The sequence below is a fragment of the Pseudonocardia sp. genome (assembly GCF_029263155.1).
Lineage (GTDB): Bacteria > Actinomycetota > Actinomycetes > Mycobacteriales > Pseudonocardiaceae > Pseudonocardia.
In genome coordinates this window covers 39,140-61,275 of sequence record NZ_JAJCYB010000016.1, presented here as the reverse complement: position 1 = coordinate 61,275, position 22,136 = coordinate 39,140, and the positions used below count along the sequence as shown (strand labels likewise).

Sequence of the window (22,136 nt, the reverse complement as noted above, 5' to 3'; positions counted from 1 at the left end):
TGCTCCGATCAGGCGGCGGGGGCGGCGGACGCGGTGGTGGGGGTCTCGGTGGTGCGCATCCGGGGCAGCCCCCACGACTCGCCCGCGACGACGTACCAGAGGCCGATGATGATCAGCCAGTCGATCGCGATGAGCGCGCTGCCGTTGACGGTGGCGCCGGGCGCGGCGGCCGGCTCGTGGAAGACCGCGCCGGCGAGCACCCAGTAGTACAGCGCGAACGTGGCGACGGCGAGGACGAGCGTGATCGCGGTGCGGGCGGCCATCGCGCCGAGGCCGGGACCGTCGGGCTTGTTGCCGAACGCGTTGGGCCACATGACCAGCCAGAACACCCAGCAGACCCCGACCTGCGCGGCGAAGATCGGCAACTGCTCGCCGATCGCGGCCACGTTCGCCGGGCCGAGGATCAGCGCGGCGATGCCGCCCAGCCCGAAGTAGAAGACCGTGCCCAGCGCCAGGTTCCCGACGACCGAGGCGAGCACGACGCGACCGGGGCTACCGGCCAGGCGCCACGGCCAGTTGCCCAGCAGGGCGCCGGTGAGGATCGAGGAGACCACGAAGCAGTAGAAGAAGCCGATCTGGGTGAACACGCCGAGGACCGTGGTGCCGGGCGTGGCCCAGTCGACCAGGGGCGGCATCGCGAAGATCGCGTAGAGGACCAGGACGGGCACCGCGAGACCGGCCAGCGACGCGATGCCCAACCACGGCTGGGTCAGCCCGCGGGCCGGCCAGGGCCAGTGACCCCAGTTCACCGCCGACATCGTGTACAGCACGAAGCTGTAGAGCACGATCAGCGAGCCCAGCACGTATCCCAGGCCGTCGGGGCGCGAGCCCGCGAAGTTGGCGTCCACCGCACCCCACCCGGCGGCGAGCAGCCAGGTGATGAGGGCCGCGAGCCCGCCGGTCGCGACGGCGACGGCCAGGCCACGCCACGGCTGGGCGAGCCTGGCGAACGGTGAGAGCTCCAGGGTGAACCCGGCCCAGACGAACGCGATGATCGTCCAGAACATCCACGCCGTGAGCGGCTGGGGGTAGGTGCTCAGCGCGCTCCACTGCGGGTCGAGGAACAGGTACCAGGTCGCCAGGCTCAGCACGACGACCACCGCGAGGTTGGCCAGGCCGAAGGCGTACCAGGGCAGGGTCCGGGTCGGTCGCGTGGACACGTCCGGATCGGGGTGCAGGGTCGTCGTCATCGAGGGCCGCCGATCGCGTCAGGAGGTTGCCGAGGACAGGGCGCCGCCGCGAGAGGTGAGCGGTACCACAACGGCAATGCACGTTACGGCTTTAAATGCCTGACGTCAATCGATGATGCATCATCCGGCGGCGGGATCGGCCCCGTCGACACACCGACCTGCGCGTCCTGCGCCTGGGCCAGGTGGACCTCGTTCGGGCGCCGGGCGCCGGCTCCGTGATGGGGCCGACACCCGGCTCCGCACACACGACTCACCGGCCGCCCGAGGCCGGGCGGCCGGTGAGTTCGCTGTCCCGAAGCGGTCAGTCGCGCCGGTCCGACGGGGGCTCGTCGACGATCCCCTCCTCGGCGGCGGCCTCCTCGAGGTGCCCCTCGGCGTGCGCCGCGACGAGCTTGCTCCGGCCGGGGTAGCGGACCTCCTCGACCAGCTCCTGCATCGCCACGGACGGCTTGGGGGTGAACTGCGAGACCACGATCGTGACCACGAAGTTGATCAGCATGCCCACCGTGCCGAAGCCGGTCTCCGGGATGCCGAAGATCCCGTCGCCGTCGCCGTAGATGTCGATGGTCCACACCATGTAGGCCATCGTGGTGCCCAGGCCGGCCACCAGGCCGGCCGTGGCCCCCATCGCCGTCGTCTTCTTCCAGAAGATCCCCAGTACCAGGATCGGGAAGAAGCTCGCGCACGCCAGGCCGAAGGCCAGAGCCACCACCTGGGCGACGAACCCGGGCGGGTTGATGCCGAGGTAGCCGGCCACGAAGATCGCCGCGGCCATCGCGATCCGCCCGACGAGCAGCTGGCGCGCCTCCGTGGCCCGCGGGTTGATGCGCTTGTAGTACAGGTCGTTGGCCACCGAGGAGGAGATGACCAGCAGCAGACCGGAGGCCGTGGAGAGCGCCGCGGCCAGGCCACCGGCGGCGACCAGACCGATCACCGGGGCCGGGAGCCCGGCGATCTCCGGCGCCGCGAGCACCATGATGTCGTTGTTGACGACCAGCTCGCCGGTGTCGGGGCCGTAGTCGATGACCCCGTTGCCGTTCGCGTCGTCGACCGTGATGAGACCGACGTCGCGCCAGGAGTTGAACCAGTCCGGGGTGGCGTCGGTCCCGGTTCCGGCGATCTGGTTGATGAAGTTGAACTTGCTGAACGCGCCGATGGCCGGGGCCGAGGTGTAGAGCAGCGCGATGAAGAACAGCGCCCACAGCGCCGAGTAGCGGGCGGCGCGCACGCTCTTGGCGGTGTAGAAGCGCACGATCACGTGCGGGAGCCCGGCCGTGCCGAACATCAGGGCCGCGGTGATCAGGACCATGTTGAGCATGCTGGTCTGGGTGAACGCCTCGGTGTACGCCTCGAACCCGAGGTCGCGCTGCAGCCCGTCGAGCTCGGCGAGGATCTGACCGAACCCGATCTGCGGCACCGGGAGCCCGGAGAGCTGGACGGAGATCGCGACGGCGGGGATGAGGTAGGCGACGATCAGCACGCTGTACTGCGCCACCTGGGTCCAGGTGATGCCCTTCATGCCGCCGAGCACGGCGTAGAAGAACACGATGACCATTCCGATGATCACGCCCGTGACCGTGCCGACCCCGAGGAAACGCTGGAACACCAGGCCGACACCGGCCATCTGTCCGGCGACGTAGACGAACGAGACGACGATGGCCGCGACGACCGCGACCAGCCGGGCCGACTCGGAGTACCGGTCGCCGACGAAGTCGGGGATCGTGTACTTGCCGAACTTGCGCAGGTAGGGCGCCAGCAGCAGGGCCAGCAGCACATAGCCGCCGGTCCAGCCCATGAGGTAGACCGATCCGGCGTAGCCGTTGCTGGAGAAGGCGACGATGCCGGCCAGGGAGATGAACGAGGCGGCGCTCATCCAGTCGGCCGCGATCGCCGCCCCGTTGGCCGGCGCGGGGATGCCGCCGCTGGCGACGTAGAACCCGGCGGTGCTCGACACCCGGCTCGCGTAGGCGATGTAGATGTAGACGCCGAAGGTGAGGACGACGAAGACGAGGGTCCAGAGCTGGATCTGGCTCATGAGTGGTGGACCTCCTCCTCGTACTCGTCGATCCCGTACTCGGCGTCGAGCTTGTCCATGCGCCAGACGTAGACGGCGATGAGGGCCAGGAAGACCAGGATGGAGCCCTGCTGGGCGAACCAGAAGCCGAGCGGGAACCCGAGGATCACGATCTGGTTGAGCGGCTCGACGAACACGATGCCCGCGCCGAACGACACGAGCGCCCAGATCACGAGGAGAATGCCCATCAGGCGCAGATTGCGGCGCCAATACTCACTTCGTTGTGCTGTGTCCACACTCTCCTCCAGAGGTCCACCGGCAGGATGACCAAGTTCACACGACGGCAAGAGGCAAACAGATGGCGTGATCAGCGTCAAGACGATCAAGAGGACGCCGGGCAACAATCCGGACACGGACGGACGGACCATGGACGGCGCGCCCATCCGCCATCTACGTTGGCCGAATGGTCCAGGCGAGCCCCCAGCAGGCAGGCGGGAGAGCCCGCCGCCACCCCGCGAGCCGGCGCCTGCTCCTCGCGGCGCTGCTGATCCTCGTCGGGGCGTTCCTGCCGTGGCTGGCCACGGGTGCGGGCAACGTGTCGGGTGTGCGCGGAGCGGGACTGTGGACGATGTACGCGGCGGTGCTCGGCCTGGCCGGGGCCGCCGTCCGGTCCCCCCGCCTCGCTGCGCTCCACGCGGCGGTGCTGGCCGTCGTCGCGCTCGCCCTCCCGCTCTGGCAGGTCGTGCACCTCGTCGGCCTGGTCGGTTTCGCGGGCTGGGTCCCCGGCCCCGGCCTCGTCATGACCGTCGGCGGCGGCGTCCTCGCCGGCAGCGTCGCCCTCACCCTGTATCGCGCTTCCCCGGCCCCGACCTGAGATGCGTGAGCGCGATGCGGGAGTTCCGGTTCGACGGTCGTGACGGCGAGTCGGTCGCGGGGTACCGGTGGGAGCCCGGCGGCGCGCCACGCGGCGTCGTGCAGCTGACCCACGGTGTGGGCGAGCACCTGCGCCGCTACGACCACCTCGCGCAGACCCTCACCGCGGCCGGGTACGTCGTCCTCGGCCACGACAGCCGCGGCCACGGCGCGACCATCGCACCCGGCGCGACGCCCGGCGTCATCGGCGCCGACGGCTGGCGCCGCACCGTCGAGGACCTCGGCGTGCTGGGCGCCCACGCCCGGGAGGAGTTCCCCGGGCTGTCGCTGGCCCTGCTCGGCCACAGCATGGGGTCGTTCGCCACCCAGCAGTTCCTGCTCGACCACAGCGACCGGATCGACGCGGTCGCGCTGTCCGGTACCGCCGCGATCGACCTGCTCGAACCCGCCCTCGACCTCGACGCCGGCCTCGACCTCTCGTCGTTCAACGCACCGTACGAACCCGGCCGCACCGGCTACGAATGGCTCTCCCGCGACGAGGCCCAGGTCGACCGCTACGTCGCGGACCCGCTCTGCGGCTTCGGCTACGACGTCGAGGGCCTCAAGGCGGTGTTCGCCGGAGCCCGCGACGCGGCCGATCCCGCGCGCGTCGCCGGCATCCGCTCCGACCTGCCGATCCTCGTCACCGTCGGCGACGCCGACCCGGTCAACGGACAGCTCGCGCTCGTCCACGCCCTCGTCGACCGCTACCGCAGCGCCGGGATCACCGACGTCGAGCTGCGCGCCTACCCCGAGGCACGCCACGAGGTCTTCAACGAGACCAACCGCGACGAGGTCGAGGCCGACCTGCTGACCTGGCTGGACCGGGTGCTGGCGACCCGCGGGTAGGGCTGCGGTCGATCCCTCCACCCAGGGCCCGTCGGCGCGGGACGCTCAGGCAGGCGGCGCCAGCTCGTGCCGCTCCCCCAACCAGCCGACGATCTCGGCGCCGGCGAGGTCGTTGCCGGTCGGCTCCCCCTGCGCGACGGCGCCACCGAAGTGCAGGCCGCGGATGGCCCGGTGCGTCAGGTCGGCCGCGCCCAGCGCCCCGACCATCCGTGCCGTGTCGGCGGGGAAGGCGGCCTGGTCGCCGGTGAGTTCCAGGAACAGGGTCGGCACGGCCACGCCCGGGGCACAGCGGACGAAGTCGGCGTTCGAGCTCAGGCCCGACCACGTCGAGAGCCACGCCTCCGGGGTGGTGAGCCGCCCGAACCCGACCTGGCCGTAGTCGATCAGATCGGGGCGGCGGCCGAACAGGGAACCGTAGGGCCGCTCGCTCGGGTCGATCGAGAGGTCGACGGTGCGCGGGTCCGCGTCGGTGCGGAACACCGTGAGGATCCGCGGGGCGATCGCGCGGCGGCGGTCGGCCGCGGCACCCGTCCGCCGGTACGCGGCCCTGGCCTCGGCCGCGCGGGCCAGGTGCTCGCGGGCGACGGCGTCGATCCGGGCGACCCGATCGTGCTGGGCGGCCCGGTAGCGCGCGAGGAAGTCGGCCGCGTAGGACGAGCTCTGCGGCGCCTCGGCGAACCCGTTCCCCGGGTCGAACGGGTCGAGGTCGGGCACCACCGACAGCGGGTCGGATTCGTCGGCGACCGACGGGTCGATGCAGCCCAGCAGCAGCCGCCCCTGCCCCGGGTGCGGGGCGAGGAACACCGCGCCGTCCGCCACGGGCAGCTCCGCCTCGGCGAGACCGGTGGGCCGCCCGCCCGGGGTGGTCGCGATCCGGTCGGCGGGGCCCAGCGCCGCCTGCTCGAGGTAGAACGCATAGAGCGGCCCGCCCCCGGAGTGCCCCAGCGTCACGACCGAGGCGAAACCCCGCTCGCGCACGAACACCATCCCCGCCGCGACGTCGAGCAGGGCCCGCTCGTGCACCAGCGAGAGGTCGTTGTTGACCGAGCGGGTGTGCTGGGTCCACACCGCGGCGCCGGCGCCGAGCAGCACCGGCACCAGCGGGTGGTGGGTCAGGTCCTGACGCGGATGCATCAGGCAGACGACGGCGGTCGCGCCGGGCACCGTGGCGAGCACCCCCCGGACCGTCGCCCCGTCGGCCGCGGTGAGCTCGTGCACCGACGTCACGGCCGCCTCCGGGCGGGCACCGGCCGCGAGGTACCGCCCCGCACCCAACCGCTCGGCGGTACTCATCGCGCCTCCGCGGGACCGAGCACGTCGGCGGTGCTCATCGCGCCTCCGCGGGACCGAGCACGTCGGCGGTGCTCACTCCGCAGGCTCCACCCGCAGCGCGTCCTTGTCGTGCTGGACGATCCGGCTGTCCCGCGCCACCCCGGCGACGCAGCTGTACCAGACCGCGTGCCGGCAGCCGGTGGCCCGGCGGTCGACGGCGATCGGCCCGTCGGCGGTGATCTCGAAGTACGGCCCGATCCGCCCGACCGTGACCGCCGGGTCCTGCGCCGCCACCTTCGCCACCGGCGTGTTCTCCGGGACGTCGAGGACGTAGAGCGCGGTCATCGCCCACCCGCCGCCGCGAGCTCCCAGGCCGCGGCCCGCTCCACGATCAGCTCGGCCTTGCGCGCCAGCAACTTCTGGAACGTCGGGTCCGCCCCGCCGACGACGTCGAGCAGCGCGTCGATGGTCAGGTTCGCGTCCAGGTCCTCCTGCGGCGTGACCGGGCGCAGCGCGCGCGTGAGCTCGACCATGTAGCCGTTCGGGTCGTGGGTGTAGATCGACTCGATCGTCTCGTGCGTGATCTGCATCTCCACCGGCCACGCGCTGGCGTCGAGCCGGCGTCGGTACTCCAGCAGGTCGTCCTCGTTCGCCACGTGGATGGCCAGGTGCCGGGACCGGACGAAGAACTCCGGAACGTCCGGACCGAACCCGGCGTAGACGTCACCGCGACCGTGCCGGGGGTGCACCGCGTCGAGGCCGAAGTAGTAGAAGAACGCGATCCGGTCGCCGCGGCCGATGTCGAAGAAGAAGTGCACGAAGTCGGGGTGGTCCTCGGGCCCCCATCCGGCGGCGCAGATCGAGTGCACCACCGGGAAGCCGAGCACGTCGCGGTAGAAGCGGACGGTGCCTGCCGGGTCGAAGGTCGGGAACGCCGCGTGGTCGACGCCCTGGACACGATGGTCGAGCACGGGGTGGTCGGGCACGGGGTGGTCGAACTCCGTCATGGCCTCGACGCTACGCCAGCTTCGACGTTTGCGTCAACAGTTTGACGACAGCGAAAAATGGCTCGCCCGCGCATAGGGTTTTCGCCCGATGTAGGACTCCACCCGCGGGTGCAGGCTGGGCGCTCCCGAGCCCGAAGGAGTGCGCGATGACCGATTCGACCCCCGTCCTGGAGCACGCCGTCTCGCCGGACGGGACCCCGATCGGCTACCGGCGCAGCGGTCGGGGCCCGGCGCTGCTGCTGGTGCACGGCACCACCGCCGACGCGTCCCGCTGGGAGACCGTGCGGCCGCTGCTGGACCCGCACGTCACCGTCCACGCCATGGACCGGCGGGGACGCGGGGCGAGCGGTGACGCGCCCGGCTACTCGCTCGCGGCCGAGGCCGCCGACGTCGCCACCGTGGTGGACGCCATCGCGGCCGCCACCGGTCGACCGGTCGACGTGCTCGCCCACTCCTACGGCGCGCTGTGCGCGCTCGAGGCGACGGCATCGACCACCGCCGTGCGCAGGCTGGTGCTCTACGATCCCCCGATCGGGTCGGTGACGCCACCGGGATTCGCCGACCGCGTCGACGCGCTGGTCGAGCAGGGCCGCCCCGAGGACGCCGTCCGGACGGTGTTCGCGCTGATCGGGATGTCCCCGGAGCAGGTGGGGCTCGCCGAGTCGCAGCCGTCGTGGACGGGGCGGGTGGCCGCCGCGCACACGATCGGTCGCGAGACCCGGGAGGAGGAGGCCTACCGGTTCGACCCGCTGCGGTTCGCCACGTTCACCGTGCCGACCCTGCTGCTCGCCGGCGACGACAGCCCGCCCGATCTGCTCGCCTCGACCGCGACGCTCGCCGCGGCGCTGCCCGGCGCCCAGGTCGTACGGATGGCGGGACAGGGTCACGTGGCGATGCTCACCGCGCCGGAACTGTTCGTGGCCCGGGTGCTGGCCTTCCTGCAGGACCCCTGACCTGCGAGCCCGTGGCCGGTCGGGCATCACACGTCGAGGATGCGTTCGAGGTGGTCGAGGTCCTGGCGGAGCATCGCCAGCGCCGCGGCGGGTCCCTCGCCGTCGGGGACGCGGTGCTCGGCCCGCTGCAGCGCGGCGAGCGCCATGTCGGCGATCTGGTCGGCGACGGCGTCGACGTCGTCGCGGCCGGGCCGGAACCACCACGCCACCCAGTTGCACATCCCGATCACCGCGAGCGCGGCCACGCGGGCGTCCACCGGACGCAGCTGACCGGCCACCACGCCCTCCTCCACGACCTCGACGACGGTGCGCAGCACCGCACGCCGGTTCGCGTCGTAGGACTCGGCGAGCTCGGGAGGCAGCTCGGCCTCCGACCGGATCAGCAGCCGGAACCGGTCGGGCTGGTGCGCCAGCCGCGACACCGTCAGCCGCGCGATGCCGCGCAGCTTGCCGACGGCGTCGAGGTCGGTGCGGGCGGCGAGCTCGGCCATCTCGGCCGCCGATCCGCCCGCGACGTCGGCGGCGAGCTTGGCCAGCAGCTCGTCCTTGCTCCTGACGTAGTAGTAGAGGGCGGGCCGGGTGACGCCCATGGCGTCGGCGATGTCCTGCAGGCTGGTGCCGGCGAAGCCGCGTTCGGCGAACAGCCGGACGGCGTGGTCGTACATCTCGTTCTCGACGAGCTCGCGGCGGGTGCCCCGGCCGTTGCGTCCCGCGCCGGTCATACCGGGGATCGTAGTGCGGCCGTCTGCAGGCGCTTCTTGTCGACCTTCCCGACGAGCGTGCGGGGGATCTCGGCGAGGTGCTCGACGCGTTCGGGCCACTTGAACTTCGCCACCTGCAGCGCCGCGAAGTGGCCCTGCACGTCCGCGAGCGTGAGCGGCGGCCCGTCGAGGACGAGGAACGCGCAGGCCCGCTCGCCCAGCCGCGGGTCCGGCACCGCGACGACGGCCGCGTCGCGCACGCGCGGATGGCGCCGCAGCAGCAGCTCGACCTCCTCGGCGCTGATCTTCTCGCCGCCCCGGTTGAGAGGTCCTTGATCCGGCCCTCGATCACGACGTACCGCTCGCCGTCGATGCACCGGATCGCGGCGAGGTCCCCGGTGCGGTAGAAGCCGTCGGCGGTGAACGCGCGGGCGTTGTGCTCGGGTGCGTCGAGGTAGCCGCGCAGGGTGTACGGCCCGCGGCAGCACAGCTCCCCGACCTCCCCGTCGGGCACCTCGTCCTCGGTGCCCGGCTCCAGGACGCGCACCTCGTCCAGCGGGGAGAGCGGGGTACCCACGGTGGTCGCGCGGGCCGGGCGGGGCGCGCCGGGACGGGTGGTGAGGAACAGGCCCTCGCCCATCCCGAACAGCTGCGCCGACCACAGGCCCCGGCGTTCCAGCCCGTCGAACAGCGCCGGCGGGACCTTCGCACCGGACAGCACGACCTGCTCCAACGTGCGGGCCACGGCGTCGAACGCGGGATGGTCGGGCGCGCCGAAGTGGCCGTGCCCGAGCAGCACGTGCGTGGCCCCGGCCGCGGCGAGCAGCGGCAGCGACTCGTCGAGGTCGGCCGGGCCGAGCACCAGGGCTGCGCCGACGCTGTGCGGGGCGTGCACCGCGCAGACGATGCCGGCGTTGTGGATCACCGGGATGAGGTGCGCGACCCGGGTGCCGGGCGTCCATCCCCACGACCGCGCGTACTCGGCCGCGTTGTACCAGTACTCGGCGTGCCGCCGGGGGATCACCTTGGGCACCCCGGTCGTGCCGCCGGAGAGCTGGAACACCGCGACGTCGTCGACGCCGACGTCGCGCTGGATCTCCTCGACGACCGTCCGCGCGGACGTCGGGTCGGCGTCGGGTACGGGCTCGTCGAGCACCAGCACGTGCCGCAGCGTCGGGTGCCCGGACTGCTGCTGCGCGGCGAAGGCCACCAGGTCGAACCCGCGGGTGCCCGCCTCCACGAGATGGGCGACCGCCCCGACGCGGCGGCTGATCTCCCCGATCTCGTGGCCGCGGTGCGCGGCGAGCGTGCACACCGGCACCAGCCCCGCCTTGAGCACCCCGTACCAGGCCACGACCGACCCGACCCGGTTGGTCACCTGGAACAGCACCGGGTCGCCGGGCCGCAGGCCGCGCCCGGCGAGGGCGGCGGCGAGCAGGTCGGAGGCCGCGTCCAGCTCGCGGTAGGTCAGCCGCGCGATTGCAGGAAGGCCACCTTCATGCAACGTGGTGGCGTGAAGGTGGCCATGCTGCAATCCGGCGGGCCGTGACGGGGCCGGCTGCGACGGGGCCGGCCGGCCCGCGAAGCCGATCACCGCGAGCCGGTCCGGGTGCGCGGCGGCGACGGCGTGGAACTCCTCGGCGATGGTCCGCGTACCCCACAGCCCGGCCTCGCGGTAGCGGCGCGCGACCTCCGGCGGGTACGGCACGAGCCGCGGGTCGTCGGCCCTCACGAGCTGAACCCGACCACGTCGGCGCGCCCGCTGACCAGCCCCGCGGCCAGGTCGTCGCGCAGCTCCGGCGGGCCCACGACGGTGACCACCCCGCCCACCTCGGTGCGCAGGCGCTCGGCGAGGTCGAGGCGGGTCAGTACCGCGGGCCGCTCGGGCGGTCCGACGACGCGGAACGCGCCTGCCCCGGTGTCCCGGGCGGCGGCGACCGCGGCGTCGGCCTCCGGCCCCCAGGGATCGTCCACGACGGCGTCGACGACCAGCGCGTCCGGCGGGGCGTCGCGGCGCGACCGGTCGAGCACCCAGCCGGTCAGGTCGTCCGGGACCTGCGGGTCGACGCCCGCGTACTGGCCCAGCGCCGCGCCGACGACGTCCGGGCTCGTGGCGGCGAACCGGTCGAGCGGCACGTTCCCGGCGCGGGTCATGTAGGAGACCATCAGCCGCTCCACCGGCAGGTGCGTCCGGGAACCGAAGGACTCCCACCACAGCCTGCTGCGCCGGGCCAGTTCCTGCAGCCGCTCGACGGAGGGACGCCGCGCGGCCTCGTAGCGCGCGAACGCCGCGGCCCGGTCCGGCTCCGCCCCCAGCGCCTCCACCAGCGCGATCGCGTCCTCCATGGCGAGCTTGGTGCCCGAGCCGATGGAGTAGTGGGCGGTGTGGGCGGCGTCACCGAGGAGCACGACGCGGCCGTCGGACCAGCGTTCGCAGGTGACGGTGCGGAAGCGCTGCCAGCGCGTGCCGTTGCCGATCAGCGGATGGCCGCGCAGGTGCCCGGCGAACACCTCGGACAGGTAGGCCAGCGAGGCGGTGTCCGAGGTGCCCCCGTCGGAGGCGGCGCCGTCGAGGCCGGCGGCCCGCCAGGTGGCCTCGTCGGTCTCGACGAGGAAGGTGCTGCGGTCCTCGGCGTAGGGGTAGGCGTGGGTGACGAACGTGCCGAACTCCGTGTCGACCGGCGCGAACACCGCGTCGTCGAGCGCGAACGCGGCGCCGCACCACAGGAACAGCCCGCGACCCGGCTCCACGCCCGCGCCGAAGTCGCCGGCCTCGCGGGTGGCACTGCCGACCCCGTCCGCGGCGATCACGACGTCGGCGTCGAGGTCGGCGGCGTCGACGTCGGCGACCGCCCGGCGCTCGCCGTACTCCAGCCGGACGCCCGCCTTCTCCGCGTGCCGCCCCAGCACCTCGAGGAGCTCGGTGCGCGCGATGCCGATCAGGTTGTCGTTGTGGACCCGCGCGACCGCGCCGCCGACGTCCATCGTCATGTCGTGCCGACGCCCGGCCGCCCGGATGTCGCGCAGGGTGTCGGCGTCGGCGGCCTCCAGCTTGCGCTGCGTGCCCGCGGCGAGCCCGACCCCGAAGCCGAACGTGGTGCCGCGCTCGCCCTGCTCGTGCACGACGACCTCGCAGCCCGGGCGGGCCAGCGCGAGCAGGCGCGCGACGTAGAGGCCACCGGGCCCGCCTCCGAGCACCTCGACCCGCCGAAGCCGCATCGGCCCTCCCCTCGTCCTTGACTACCTTCGCAGACGTTAAATAGTCTACGCAACCGTCAGGACCGCAGCTCACTGCGGCCGCCTCCGCGAAGGAGCGTGAGTCATGACCTATGTCATCGGCGTGGACGTGGGCGGCACGTTCACCGATGCCGTCCTCGACGACGACGCCGGCACGGTGGTCGCCGCGAAGTCGCCGTCGACCCCACCGGACTACTCCCGCGGCGTGCTCGACGCGCTGGAGCTGCTCGCCGAGCAGGTCGGCAGGCCCCTCCCCGAGCTCCTCGCCGGGACCCACCACGTCGCGCACGGCACGACGTCCTCGCTCAACGCGCTGGTGACGGGCAACGTGCCACCGGTCGGCTTCCTGACCACGAAGGGCCACCGCGACTCGATCTTCATCATGAACGTCGAGGGCCGCTACCTCGGCCGCTCGCCGCACGAGCTGCAGCACGTCCTCGCGCAGGACAAGAACCACCACCTGCTGCCCAAGCGGCACGCGCTGGAGGTCACCGAGCGCATCGACCGTGACGGCACCATCATCGTCGCGCTCGACGAGGACGCGGCGCGGGCCTCGATCCGCGCCCTGCTCGACGACGGCGTCCGCGCGATCGCGGTGTCGCTGCTCTGGTCGTTCCGCAACCCCGCGCACGAGCGGCGCCTGCGCGAGCTCGTCGCCGAGCAGGACCCGGAGGTGTTCGTGGCGCTGTCCAGCGAGGTCAGCCCGCGCATCCGGGAGTTCTCCCGCAACGCGACGACGATCATGAGCACCCAGGTCGGGCCCGGCCTGCGCGACTACCTCGCGACGCTGGAGGACGCGCTGCGGGCCCGGCGCCTCGCCGGGCCGCTGCTGGTGATGCAGAGCAACGGCGGTGCCGTGGCCGCCGCGGAGGCACCGGCCGCCGCGATCAGCACCGTGGGCTCGGTGCTCACCGGCGGCGTCGTCGGCGCGGTGCAGCTCGGGCGCCAGCTCGGCCACCGCAACATCATCTCCACCGACGTCGGCGGCACCACGTTCCTCGCCGGGCTGATCGTCGACGGGGAGCCGGTGCGCGACACCACCACCGTGATCAACCACCACCCGATCAACGTGCCCACGCTGCGGGTGGACGCGATCGGGTCCGGCGGTGGCGCCGTCGCCTGGCTCGACGCGGGCGGGAACCTGCGGGTCGGGCCGCGCAGCGCGCAGGCCGTGCCCGGCCCGGCCTGCTACGGCCAGGGCGGCACCGAGCCGACCAACACCGACGCGAACCTGGTGCTGGGCATCCTGCCCGAGCGCGGCCTGCTCGGCGGCCGCAAGCCGCTCTCGCTGGAGCTGGCCCGGCAGGCCATCGACATCCGGATCGCCAAGCCGCTCGGCCTGTCCGTCGAGGAGGCCGCGGTCGCGATCCACACCGTCCAGAACGCGCAGACCGGCGACCTGCTGCGCAAGTCCGTCGTCGAGGCCGGGCACGACCCGCGCGAGTTCGTGCTCTACGCGTTCGGTGGCGCCGGGCCCGCGCACTGCGCGCGCTACGCCGCCGAGGTGGGCGTCGCCGAGGTGGTCGTGCCGCTCGGGCCGGTGGCCTCGGCGTTCTCCGCGTTCGGGCTCGCGGCGTCGGACATCGTGCTCGCCGCCGAGCTGTCGGACCCCACGTTCGTCCCGTTCGACCCGGCGCGGGCGGAGCGCAACTTCGCCGAGCTGGAGCAGCGCGTGCGCGACGGCCTGGGCCGTCAGGGCGTCGACTTCTCCTCGGTGGAGCTGTTCCGCGAGATCGACATGCGCTACACGATGCAGCTCGCCGAGGTCACCGCGCCGGTGCCGGGCGGGCCGCTCGACACGGCCGCGATCGAGGGCGCGGCCGCGGCCTTCGAGGCCCGCTACGCGGCCCTGTACGGCGCGGAGGCCGGGTTCCGGGAGGCCGGCATCCAGGCCATCACGTTCCGCGTCCGCGGCGTCGGGGCCCTGCCGTTCTCCCCGGAGTTCCCGGAGATCCCGGCCGCGGAGTCGCCCGATCCCGCGCAGGCGTGGACCGGGGACCGGCCGGTCTGCCTCGACGCCGCCACCGGTTTCGTCGACACCCCGATCTACGACTACCGGCGCCTGCGCGCGGGCCACGTGCTCACCGGGCCCGCCGTCGTCGAGGTGCCCACCACGACCGTCGTCGTCCCGGGCGGCACCAGCGGCACGGTCGATCGCCTGGGCAACCTCGCCATCCGCACCAGTCCTCTCCACCCGAGCGTCGGGAGCGCGTCATGACCATGCCCATCCCCGGCTCCGAGGTCTTCTCGAGCCGCCCCGTGGACCCGGCCGAGCTGCAGGCCTCGCTCCCGTCGACGCTGGCCACGCACACCGTCACCCAGGACCAGATCGACGGCCTCGACCCGCTCACCTACGAGGTCGTCCGGCACCGCCTGTGGTCGGTGACCGACGAGATGGGCGAGGCGCTCAAGCGCATGTCCGGCTCGCCGATCGTCACCGACGCGAACGACTTCGACTTCGCCATCTCCGACGAGCTCGGCCAGGAGGTACAGGTCGGGCTGTACAACACGATGCTCGTCGGCGCCGTGGACCTGGCGATCTACTGGACGCTGCGGCACCGCGCGGTCAACCCGGGCATCACCGAGGGCGACATGTTCCTCACCAACGACCCGTGGGTCGGCGGCGGGCTCCACCAGAACGACACGATGGTCTACCAGCCGGTCTTCCACGAGGGGAAGCTGTTCGCCTGGACCAGCGCCATCTGCCACGAGCCCGACCTCGGTGGCGTCGGGCTGGGCTCCTTCTCCCCCGCCGCCCAGGACGTGTTCTCCGAGTCGCTGCCCACGCCTCCGGTCAAGGTGGTGCGCGGGTTCACCCTGCAACGCGACGTCGCCGACCTGTGGGTGCGCCGCTCGCGCGTCCCGATGCTGGTGGGGCTGGACCTGCGGGCCAAGGTCGGCGCGAACAACGTCGGCCGGGAGCGCATCCTCGCGCTGATCGCGCAGTACGGGGCCGACACGGTCAAGGCCGTGATGAAGCGGATGATGAGCGACGCCGAGTCGCGCCTGCGCGACAAGCTCACGAGCCTGCCCGACGGCTCCTGGAGCGCCACGGGCTACCAGGACCAGTCGCACGAGGGCGACCGCGGGCTGCACCGCATCACGGTGACCACGACCAAGACCGGCGGGCACCTGACGTTCGACTTCACCGGCACCGACCCGCAGGCCGGCGTCATCAACTGCACCTACGCCGGGATGCGCGGCGGCGTCATGCTCGCGCTGCTGCCGATCCTCGCCGGGGACATCCCCTGGTCGGCCGGGGGCTGATGCGCTGCTTCGACCTCGTCACCGAGGAGGGCACGCTCAACAACGCGACCTACCCCGCCGCCGTCGGGCGCGGCCCGATCGGCCCGGCGTGGCTCACCGGCAGCCTGGTCGCGGAGTGCCTGTCGCAGATGCTCGACCGCGACCTGGAGCTGGGGCGCAACGTGCAGGCCACCTGCTGCGGGACCTGGGACACCGCGGTCATCGCCGGCCTCGACCAGCGCGGCGAGCAACCCGTCCCGTTCCTCAACATCATCATGGAGCCGATGGCCGGCGGCTACGGCGCCCGCCCGCACGCCGACGGCATCGACACCGGTGGCCTGTTCTGCATCCCGATGGGCCGCATCCCCGACGTCGAGATGACCGAGTTCCTCTACCCGGTGCTCACGCTGTGGCGGCGCGAGGAACCCGACTCCGGCGGGCCGGGACGGCACCGCGGCGGCGTCGGGGCGTCGGTGGCGATCACCCCGCACGGCACGTCGCTGCCGATGGGCCTGGTGCTCGCGTCGGCGGGCAAGGCCGTCGCGCAGAACGCGGGACTGTCGGGCGGGCACCCCGGCAACAGCGGTCTCGACGTCGTCGCGCGGCGCAGCCGGGTGGCGGAACTGCTCGCCGCCGGGACCGTGCCCTCCACGCTCGCCGAGGTCAGCGACACCTGCGAGATCGGCCAGAACTACGCGTCGAGCTACCTCGCGCCCGGCGAGGTCTTCGCCATGACCTGGCAGGGCGGGGGCGGCTACGGTGACCCGCTGTACCGCGACCCGGCCGCCGTGGCCGCGGACCTGCGCGAGGAGAAGATCACCGCCGCGGCCGCCCGCGACGTCTACGGTGTCGTCCTCGACGGCGGCGAGATCGACGCCGCGGCGACGGCGGCCGAGCGGGACCACGGGCGCGCGGCACGGCGGGCACGCTCGTCGGTCACCGGCGAGCCCGGGACGAAGGTCGACGCCGCGACCGGGCGCCGGCTCGACGACAACCTCGTCGAGGTGAGCGAGGACGGCCGCACCGTGATCGCCTGCCGGCACTGCGGCGAGCGGCTCGGCGAGCCCGCCGCCCTGCGGCTCGGCGTGCACGAGGGCCCCTCGACCGACGCGGGACCCCAGATGCTCGCCGACCCGGCCGACTACGTCGACGCGCCGGTGGTGTTCCGCCAGTACTCCTGCCCCGGCTGCTGGACGGCGGTCTACTCCGCCGTCGTTCCCGCCGACCACGTGGACCACGTGGGGGGCGTCGCGGCCCGCTGAGGACGGCCGTCGTCGCGCACCGCCGCCGCCCATCCGCAGAGCAGCGTCCCGAACTCGTCCTCCCGCCCCGCGAACCGCGAGGCCGGCGCGGCGACGGCGACGACCAGCTGCCCCGCGCCAGGCGGGCCGGCGGCGACGGCGGCCGCGCACACGTCGTCGCAGTCCTCCTGGTGGTCGAACGCGACCCCCGAGCCGCGCACCGTCGCGAGCTGTGCGAACAGCGCGTTCCGGTCGGTGATGGTGGACGCGGTCCGGGCCGGGAGGGTGCGCGGGAGGAGGCGGGCGCGCTGCGCCGGTGTGGCCGCGGCCAGCACGACCTTGCCGGGCGCGGTGCAGTGCAGGGCGGCGGACTCGCCGACCTGCCCCACCACGCGCAGCCGCCGCGGCGCGACCACCTGGTCGAGCAGCGTGACCCCGCCGGGCTCGGACGCGAACAGCTGCACCGTCTCCCCGGCGGCCCGGGCGAGCTGTTCGAGCGCGGCGTGCAGCTCGATGGCCGCGCTGCGCCGGATCGAGTGCGCCATCGCCGTGATCGCCGGTCCGAGACGGTAGGGACCGCGCGCGGCCATCGGTGCGATGAACCCCTCGTCGCGCAGCGCCGCGATCGTGCGGCCGATGGTGGAACGGGCCAGCTCGAGCCGCTCACCGATCTCGGTCTGGCTCAGCCCCTGCGGATGGTCGTGCAGCAGCTGCAGCACCCGGGCCGCCCGGCTGATCGCGGCGCTCCCGTGCGGATCCGGGCCGTCTCCGTCCACGGCGCGCCCCCTCGTCGTCACTCGGGCAAGCCGGGGTGCGCGCGGGTACCGGCCGGCTCAGGCCCGGCCGCGGAGCATCAGGTTCCAGTACATGAAGGGCAGGCCGTACCGCTTCAGGTACCACATGTCGGTGCGCTCCCTGATCGTGTCGATCAGCGGGATCGACGGGGTCGGCTTCATCGTGTAGTCGAACTCGGCGAGCAGCATCTTGTTCCGGGCCGTCGTCAGCGGGCAGGAGGCGTAGCCGCCGTACTGATCGGTCGGCGCCTGGCCGTTCATCACGCTGACCAGGTTCTTCGCCACCACGGGCGCCTGCTTGCGGATCGCGGCCCCGGTCTTCGAGTTCGGCGAGGACCCGGCGTCACCGAGGGAGAACACGTTCGGGTAGCGGGTGTGCTGCATGGTGTGCTTGTCGATCTCGACGTACCCGGCCGGGTTGTTCGGGTCGGCCAGCGGGCCCTTCTTGATCCAGTCCGGGGCGCTCTGCGGTGGCACCAGGTGCATGACGTCGTAGGGCAGCGTGAGGGTCGTGTCGTTCTTCTTGTCGGTGACCACGGCCTCGCGGGTGTCCGGGCGGACCTCGGTCACCTCGCTCTCGAAGTGCACGGTGATGCCGTAGCGGCGCGCGACGTCGACGAGGACGTCGGAGAACTCCTTCACCCCGAACATGGCCGGGGTGGGCAGGACCAGGTGGATGTCGATGTCGTTGAGGACGCCCTGCTGGCGCCAGTGGTCCGCGGCCAGGTACGCGATCTTCTGCGGCGCACCCGCGCACTTGATCGGGCCCGCCGGCATGCCGAACACCGCGGTCCCGGACCGGGTGTTGCGGATGAAGTTCCACGTGGCGGGGGCGAGCTCGTAGAGGTAGTTGCTCGACACGCCGTCCTTGCCCAGCGTGGAGGACAGGCCGGTGATCTTGTCCCAGTCGAGCTGGATGCCCGGGCAGACGACGAGGTAGTCGTAGCTGACGGTCCCACCGTTGTCGAGGGTGATCTCCCGGCTGTCCGGGTCGATCTCGGCCGCCGCGTGCCGGATCCAGACCACGCCCTTGGGCATGACCGACTCCTGGGGGCGGGCGCTCTCCTCGACCGGGGCCCGGCCGCCGCCGACGAGCGTCCACAGCGGCTGGTAGTAGTGGGTGGTCGCCGGGTCGATCACCGCCACGTCCTGCTGGCCCGCCGCGCGCAGCCGCGCGGCGACCGAGACACCCGCGCTACCGCCTCCCACGATCGCGACCTTGTGGTGGGTTCGCGTCGCCATGCGACACACCTCCTCAGATGCGGGACAATTTGTCCGAACATCTACCGTAAGGGTGTGGGCACCGCCACACAAGTCGGGGCGCGGGATTCTCAGCGACGGCGCTTCGCACTCGCCCCGGACCGGTCCCGTTCCGATCCCCCCGCCCGCACCTCGTCGCCGGCCACCCCCATCCGGTAGCCGTCCTGCGCCGACCACTGCGCCGCCACGCTGAAGCGGTCGCCGCGGATGAGCGTCTCGCGCCACTCGACGGGCTGGTCCCGCAGGCAGCCGATCCGCTGCACCTCCATCACCGCCGTGCCGGCCGGGATCTTGAGCAGCTTGCGGGTGGCCGCCGACGGCACGGCGGCCGTGATCACCTCGTTGCCCCCGGTGAGCCGGGTCCCGGTGAGGCCGGCGAGCTCGTCGTACAGGCCGGAGTGCGAGAAGTCGGCATCGAGCAGCGGGCCCGCGATGGAACGCGGGAGCCAGGTCCGGTCGATGGCCAGCGGCTCGGAGTCGGCCAGGCGCAGGCGCTCCAGGTACACGAGCTCGGTCGACGGGGGGCGCTGCAGGCGACCGGCGACCGCCTCGTCCACCACCACCTCGAGCGCCCGGACCACGCTGCGCTGCTCCAGCCCCATCGCCTCGACCGACTTGAACAGCGAGTACAGCGCGCCGAGCGGTTGCTCGATCCGGGGCTTGCGCAGCCACGTGCCCCGGCCCCGCCCCGAGTCCAGGATGCCCTCGTCGCGCAGCCGCCGGAGGGCGTCGCGGACCGTGTGCCTGCTGACCTCGTACTCGGCGACGAGCTCATGCTCGCCGGGGAAGCGGTCCTCGAACGCACCCGACCGCATGCGCCGGCGCAGATCCGCCTCGATCTGGGCCCACAGGGGTAGCGGGTTCGTACGGTCCAGCGGCCGCGCCTTGACACCCCTTGCCATGTGCACCTCGCTGGACAAACTCGCCGAATGTGATGTTGCCCGGACGACTTTACCGGACAAAGTCGCGTCGATGGCGAGCGAACCGATCATCGTTCCACGGGACAGGAAGCACGCCCGCGTGTCCGGACAAACGACACGGCACCGGGTAGGTTCGGGATCGAGGCGCCCGGAGGTGATCGATGAGAGGCCGACGCCCACCACTGCGCTCGGTCGGCACGGACCCGGACTACCGGTTCACCCTGGCCAACGAACGCACCTTCCTCGCCTGGGTCCGCACCGCACTGGCCCTGGTGGCCGGGGCCGTGGCCCTGGCGGGCCTGGTGCCGGACCTGGGACCGGCGCCGGTGCGCAACGCCCTGACCGCGATGCTCCTGGTCCTCGCGTTCGCCGTGACCGTCGGCGCCTACCTGCGCTGGGACCGGACCGAGCGGGCGCTGCGCGAGGGCCGGTCGCTGCCGGTCGACCCGCTTCCCCGGTTGCTCGTCGCGGGGCTGCTGATCGTGGTCGTCGCGGTGGCCGTGCTCGTCGTGCTCGCGACGACCCGCCCGTGAGCCGGTCGGAACCGGTCCACGACCGGGGCGCGCAGTCCGAGCGCACCGCCCTGGCGTGGCAGCGGACCGGGTTGTCCGCAGCCGCCGTCGGCCTGCTCGCCGTGCACGCCCATCCGGCCGGCCACCCGGTCCCACCGTGGCCCGGCCTGCTCCTGCTCGCGACCGGCGGGATGCTGGCCGCGGTCGTCGCCCCGATCCGGTACCTGCACGTCGAGCGGGCCACCCGGGCCGGGAACGGTCCGCTGTCGAGCGCGGCGGTACCCGGAGTCGCGCTGCTCGTACTGACGACCGTGGTCGGGATCGCCGCCGTCGTCCTCGCGTGACCCGGCCGCGTGATCCATCCCCCCGGCACCGACCCGGACCCTCCTGGTCCGGGCGGCCCGGGCCCCACCCCGGTGCGGCCGCTACCTGCTCGACCAGGCCTCGATCTGGGCGTCGATCAGCGCGGCGAGGTCACCCAGGACCAGGCTGTAGTCCTGCACGTGCAGGCCGGCCCGGGAGCGGTCGGGCTCCCCGATGATGCCGGGCGGGCCGTCCACCTCGAACCAGCTCACGCGACCAGCCCCGGAGACCTCGCTGCGGCACTGACCGGTGACGAGACCGGGCAGACGCGCGTACCCGGCGGGGACGTCCTGGACGAACCGAGCCGACAGCAGTCCGAGATGGCCGCCGGGGTTCAGCACACCGCCCTCCAGCAGCCGCCGCGAGGGCAGGCGGGCCTCCGCGGCCGCCGGATCGTCCGGGTCCGTCCCGGCGAGCAGCGCGGCCGGGTTGCTGCACAGCACCCGGTGGGCGGCGTCCGACCGCCCGAAGACCGAGTCCTCGGGCGGAGTCCGACCCTCGGGCACGTTGTAGGACACCTGCCCGATCACGCACCCGACCGGGATCGGCGCCGCCGCCGACGCTCGCTCGCAGGCGGGCACCTCCCGGAAGGTGGTGACCGTGTCGTCGCCGGCGCCGTCCCCGGGGCCGTCGGCGGGCACGATGATGTCGGTCCCCAGCAGCACGGCCGACACGAGCTGAGCCTGCGCCGGGGTGCCGTCGAACTCGCGCGCGAGCAGTTCGGCCAGGGCCGAGGAGCCCTGCGAGTGCCCGAGCAGCACCACTCCGCGCCGCTCGCCGGTCCGGCGGTCGAGGTTGTACCGCGACCAGTACTCGGCGAACGCCTGGTCGACATCAGCGCGACCGAGCGTGAAGTCCGGCTCCCGGCCGGCCAGCCCGGCCCCCGCGAGCTGCAGCAGCGTGGTCTGCCGGTAGGTCGGGACGAACATCCGGCACTGGTTCAGCATCGGCCCGACCTGCGCGAGCAGCACAGCCATCTCGGTGTCGGTCGGCCGGGGCGGACGGGACCCGATCCGCAGCGGCGGGTTCGGCAGCAGGTCGACCGTGGGGTACACGTAGAAGCAGTCGACCGACGGCTCGTCCGGCGGCGCGAAGGGCTCGACGGTGACCGGACCGTTGCGAGGCACGGTCGCGGTGTCGAGCGTCGTACGCCCGCCGCTGCGCGGGTAGGCCACCCGGAACGGCGGGCGCGCGTCCTGCGGGCTCCCGTCGACGTCCTGGTTGCACGGGTTGTCGGGCAGCCCGGGTCGGCACAGCCAGACCGGCTCCGCCAGTGGACGGGCCAGCGGTTCGGCAGTGGAGGTGGGTCGGTGCGGCGCGGGGAGCCCGACGGTCCCGCCGCTCGCCGGGGCGGCCGGTTGGGCGACCGCGGCCGGGGCGAGCGCCGCGGCGGCGGCCACCAGAGCCAGGCCGGTGACCACCGCCGCGGCGACCCGGCGTGGGGAGCGGGCCTCGGTGCGACTGCTCATGGAACGGGCACTCTAGAGGGAGCGACCTAGATCGGTCGCGCCGGGCCGCCCGCACCGCCCGAGCGGGCTCCGACACCACCGCACTCACCTGTACCCTCCGCTACCATCCCGGCGCGGCACGCGCAGTACTGCGCCGCACTCACCCCCGCGACCGGCCCGGACCGCGAGACGGAGCACCGGACCGCCGCTCGACCCG

21 protein-coding genes and 1 pseudogene are annotated in these 22,136 nt (G+C 73.2%); 8 read left to right on the top strand and 14 right to left on the bottom strand.

The window, feature by feature from the left end; translation table 11 throughout:
- Positions 1-8: 8 nt before the first annotated feature.
- The 3 genes from Q1K26_RS02785 to Q1K26_RS02775 form a co-directional block, all read right to left on the bottom strand.
- Entirely contained in the window at positions 9-1,190 is a 1,182-nt protein-coding gene (locus Q1K26_RS02785; protein ID WP_300007529.1) for a hypothetical protein, read from the bottom strand.
- Between the two features lie 301 nt (positions 1,191-1,491).
- The gene (locus Q1K26_RS02780; protein WP_300007528.1) at positions 1,492-3,225 is read right to left on the bottom strand and encodes a sodium:solute symporter family protein; all 1,734 of its coding nucleotides are present in this window, start codon (positions 3,223-3,225) and stop codon (positions 1,492-1,494) included.
- Positions 3,222-3,500: a DUF4212 domain-containing protein gene (locus tag Q1K26_RS02775; protein ID WP_363320408.1), complete on the bottom strand. Its 279-nt coding sequence runs from the start codon at positions 3,498-3,500 to the stop codon at positions 3,222-3,224. Before Q1K26_RS02775 ends, Q1K26_RS02780 begins: the two co-directional genes overlap by 4 nt.
- A 167-nt stretch (positions 3,501-3,667) precedes the next feature.
- Here Q1K26_RS02775 and Q1K26_RS02770 point away from each other — a divergent pair, with 167 nt between their 5' ends.
- Both Q1K26_RS02770 and Q1K26_RS02765 read left to right on the top strand, forming a co-directional pair.
- Positions 3,668-4,078 carry a hypothetical protein gene (locus Q1K26_RS02770; RefSeq protein ID WP_300007527.1) on the top strand — a complete coding sequence of 137 codons (411 nt, stop codon included), beginning with the start codon at positions 3,668-3,670 and terminating at the stop codon, positions 4,076-4,078.
- 14 nt (positions 4,079-4,092) lie between these two features.
- Positions 4,093-4,965: an alpha/beta hydrolase gene (locus Q1K26_RS02765; RefSeq protein WP_300007538.1), complete on the top strand. Its 873-nt coding sequence runs from the start codon at positions 4,093-4,095 to the stop codon at positions 4,963-4,965.
- Between the two features lie 45 nt (positions 4,966-5,010).
- Here the strand turns inward: Q1K26_RS02765 and Q1K26_RS02760 are convergent, their stop codons facing one another.
- The 3 genes from Q1K26_RS02760 to Q1K26_RS02750 all read right to left on the bottom strand — a co-directional run bounded on the left by Q1K26_RS02760 (position 5,011) and on the right by Q1K26_RS02750 (position 7,244).
- Complete coding sequence (locus Q1K26_RS02760; protein ID WP_300007526.1) at positions 5,011-6,258, bottom strand: alpha/beta hydrolase; 1,248 nt, start codon at positions 6,256-6,258, stop codon at positions 5,011-5,013.
- A 72-nt stretch (positions 6,259-6,330) separates the two neighbouring features.
- Entirely contained in the window at positions 6,331-6,582 is a 252-nt protein-coding gene (locus Q1K26_RS02755; protein ID WP_300007525.1) for a hypothetical protein, read from the bottom strand.
- Positions 6,579-7,244: a VOC family protein gene (locus Q1K26_RS02750; RefSeq protein WP_300007524.1), complete on the bottom strand. Its 666-nt coding sequence runs from the start codon at positions 7,242-7,244 to the stop codon at positions 6,579-6,581. The genes Q1K26_RS02755 and Q1K26_RS02750 overlap by 4 nt, the downstream gene beginning before the upstream one ends.
- Positions 7,245-7,390: 146 nt before the next feature.
- Here Q1K26_RS02750 and Q1K26_RS02745 point away from each other — a divergent pair, with 146 nt between their 5' ends.
- Positions 7,391-8,197: an alpha/beta hydrolase gene (locus tag Q1K26_RS02745; RefSeq protein WP_300007523.1), complete on the top strand. Its 807-nt coding sequence runs from the start codon at positions 7,391-7,393 to the stop codon at positions 8,195-8,197.
- A gap of 26 nt (positions 8,198-8,223) precedes the next feature.
- Here Q1K26_RS02745 and Q1K26_RS02740 read toward each other — a convergent pair whose 3' ends face one another.
- From Q1K26_RS02740 to Q1K26_RS02725, 4 genes and pseudogenes are all read right to left on the bottom strand, one after another.
- Positions 8,224-8,919: a TetR/AcrR family transcriptional regulator gene (locus Q1K26_RS02740; protein WP_300007522.1), complete on the bottom strand. Its 696-nt coding sequence runs from the start codon at positions 8,917-8,919 to the stop codon at positions 8,224-8,226.
- Complete coding sequence (locus Q1K26_RS02735) at positions 8,916-9,158, bottom strand: hypothetical protein (protein WP_300007521.1); 243 nt, start codon at positions 9,156-9,158, stop codon at positions 8,916-8,918. Before Q1K26_RS02735 ends, Q1K26_RS02740 begins: the two co-directional genes overlap by 4 nt.
- Positions 9,159-9,409: 251 nt before the next feature.
- Positions 9,410-10,492 (bottom strand): annotated as a pseudogene (locus Q1K26_RS02730) (AMP-binding protein); the annotation flags it as partial.
- Positions 10,493-10,626: 134 nt separating this feature from the next.
- Positions 10,627-12,117 carry an FAD-dependent monooxygenase gene (locus Q1K26_RS02725; protein ID WP_300007520.1) on the bottom strand — a complete coding sequence of 497 codons (1,491 nt, stop codon included), beginning with the start codon at positions 12,115-12,117 and terminating at the stop codon, positions 10,627-10,629.
- Positions 12,118-12,220: 103 nt separating this feature from the next.
- Between Q1K26_RS02725 and Q1K26_RS02720 the strand changes: the two genes are divergently transcribed.
- Genes Q1K26_RS02720 through Q1K26_RS02710 form a run of 3 tightly spaced genes read left to right on the top strand, consistent with a single transcriptional unit; the run spans position 12,221 to position 16,643 of the window.
- Positions 12,221-14,353 (top strand): hydantoinase/oxoprolinase family protein, encoded by a 2,133-nt coding sequence (locus Q1K26_RS02720; protein WP_300007519.1) that lies wholly within the window; start codon positions 12,221-12,223, stop codon positions 14,351-14,353.
- Positions 14,350-15,402 carry a hydantoinase B/oxoprolinase family protein gene (locus Q1K26_RS02715; protein ID WP_300007518.1) on the top strand — a complete coding sequence of 351 codons (1,053 nt, stop codon included), beginning with the start codon at positions 14,350-14,352 and terminating at the stop codon, positions 15,400-15,402. Before Q1K26_RS02720 ends, Q1K26_RS02715 begins: the two co-directional genes overlap by 4 nt.
- The gene (locus Q1K26_RS02710) at positions 15,402-16,643 is read left to right on the top strand and encodes a hydantoinase B/oxoprolinase family protein (protein WP_300007517.1); all 1,242 of its coding nucleotides are present in this window, start codon (positions 15,402-15,404) and stop codon (positions 16,641-16,643) included. The genes Q1K26_RS02715 and Q1K26_RS02710 overlap by 1 nt, the downstream gene beginning before the upstream one ends.
- On the opposite strand, the gene Q1K26_RS02705 is transcribed toward Q1K26_RS02710, so the two are convergent.
- The 3 genes from Q1K26_RS02705 to Q1K26_RS02695 form a co-directional block, all read right to left on the bottom strand.
- Positions 16,583-17,398 (bottom strand): IclR family transcriptional regulator C-terminal domain-containing protein, encoded by an 816-nt coding sequence (locus Q1K26_RS02705; RefSeq protein WP_300007516.1) that lies wholly within the window; start codon positions 17,396-17,398, stop codon positions 16,583-16,585. The genes Q1K26_RS02710 and Q1K26_RS02705 overlap by 61 nt on opposite strands.
- A 57-nt stretch (positions 17,399-17,455) precedes the next feature.
- A complete protein-coding gene (locus Q1K26_RS02700) occupies positions 17,456-18,658 on the bottom strand; it encodes an FAD/NAD(P)-binding oxidoreductase (protein WP_300007515.1) in 1,203 nt (400 codons plus the stop codon).
- A gap of 89 nt (positions 18,659-18,747) precedes the next feature.
- Positions 18,748-19,578 carry a GntR family transcriptional regulator gene (locus Q1K26_RS02695; protein ID WP_300007514.1) on the bottom strand — a complete coding sequence of 277 codons (831 nt, stop codon included), beginning with the start codon at positions 19,576-19,578 and terminating at the stop codon, positions 18,748-18,750.
- A 179-nt stretch (positions 19,579-19,757) separates the two neighbouring features.
- On the opposite strand from Q1K26_RS02695, the gene Q1K26_RS02690 reads away from it, so the two are divergent.
- Both Q1K26_RS02690 and Q1K26_RS02685 read left to right on the top strand, forming a co-directional pair.
- Positions 19,758-20,129 carry a DUF202 domain-containing protein gene (locus tag Q1K26_RS02690; protein ID WP_300007513.1) on the top strand — a complete coding sequence of 124 codons (372 nt, stop codon included), beginning with the start codon at positions 19,758-19,760 and terminating at the stop codon, positions 20,127-20,129.
- Positions 20,126-20,452: a DUF202 domain-containing protein gene (locus Q1K26_RS02685; protein WP_300007512.1), complete on the top strand. Its 327-nt coding sequence runs from the start codon at positions 20,126-20,128 to the stop codon at positions 20,450-20,452. The genes Q1K26_RS02690 and Q1K26_RS02685 overlap by 4 nt, the downstream gene beginning before the upstream one ends.
- Before the next feature lie 81 nt (positions 20,453-20,533).
- Here Q1K26_RS02685 and Q1K26_RS02680 read toward each other — a convergent pair whose 3' ends face one another.
- Positions 20,534-21,940, bottom strand: coding sequence for a DUF3089 domain-containing protein (locus tag Q1K26_RS02680; RefSeq protein ID WP_300007511.1), 1,407 nt, complete (start codon positions 21,938-21,940; stop codon positions 20,534-20,536).
- Positions 21,941-22,136: the final 196 nt, after the last annotated feature.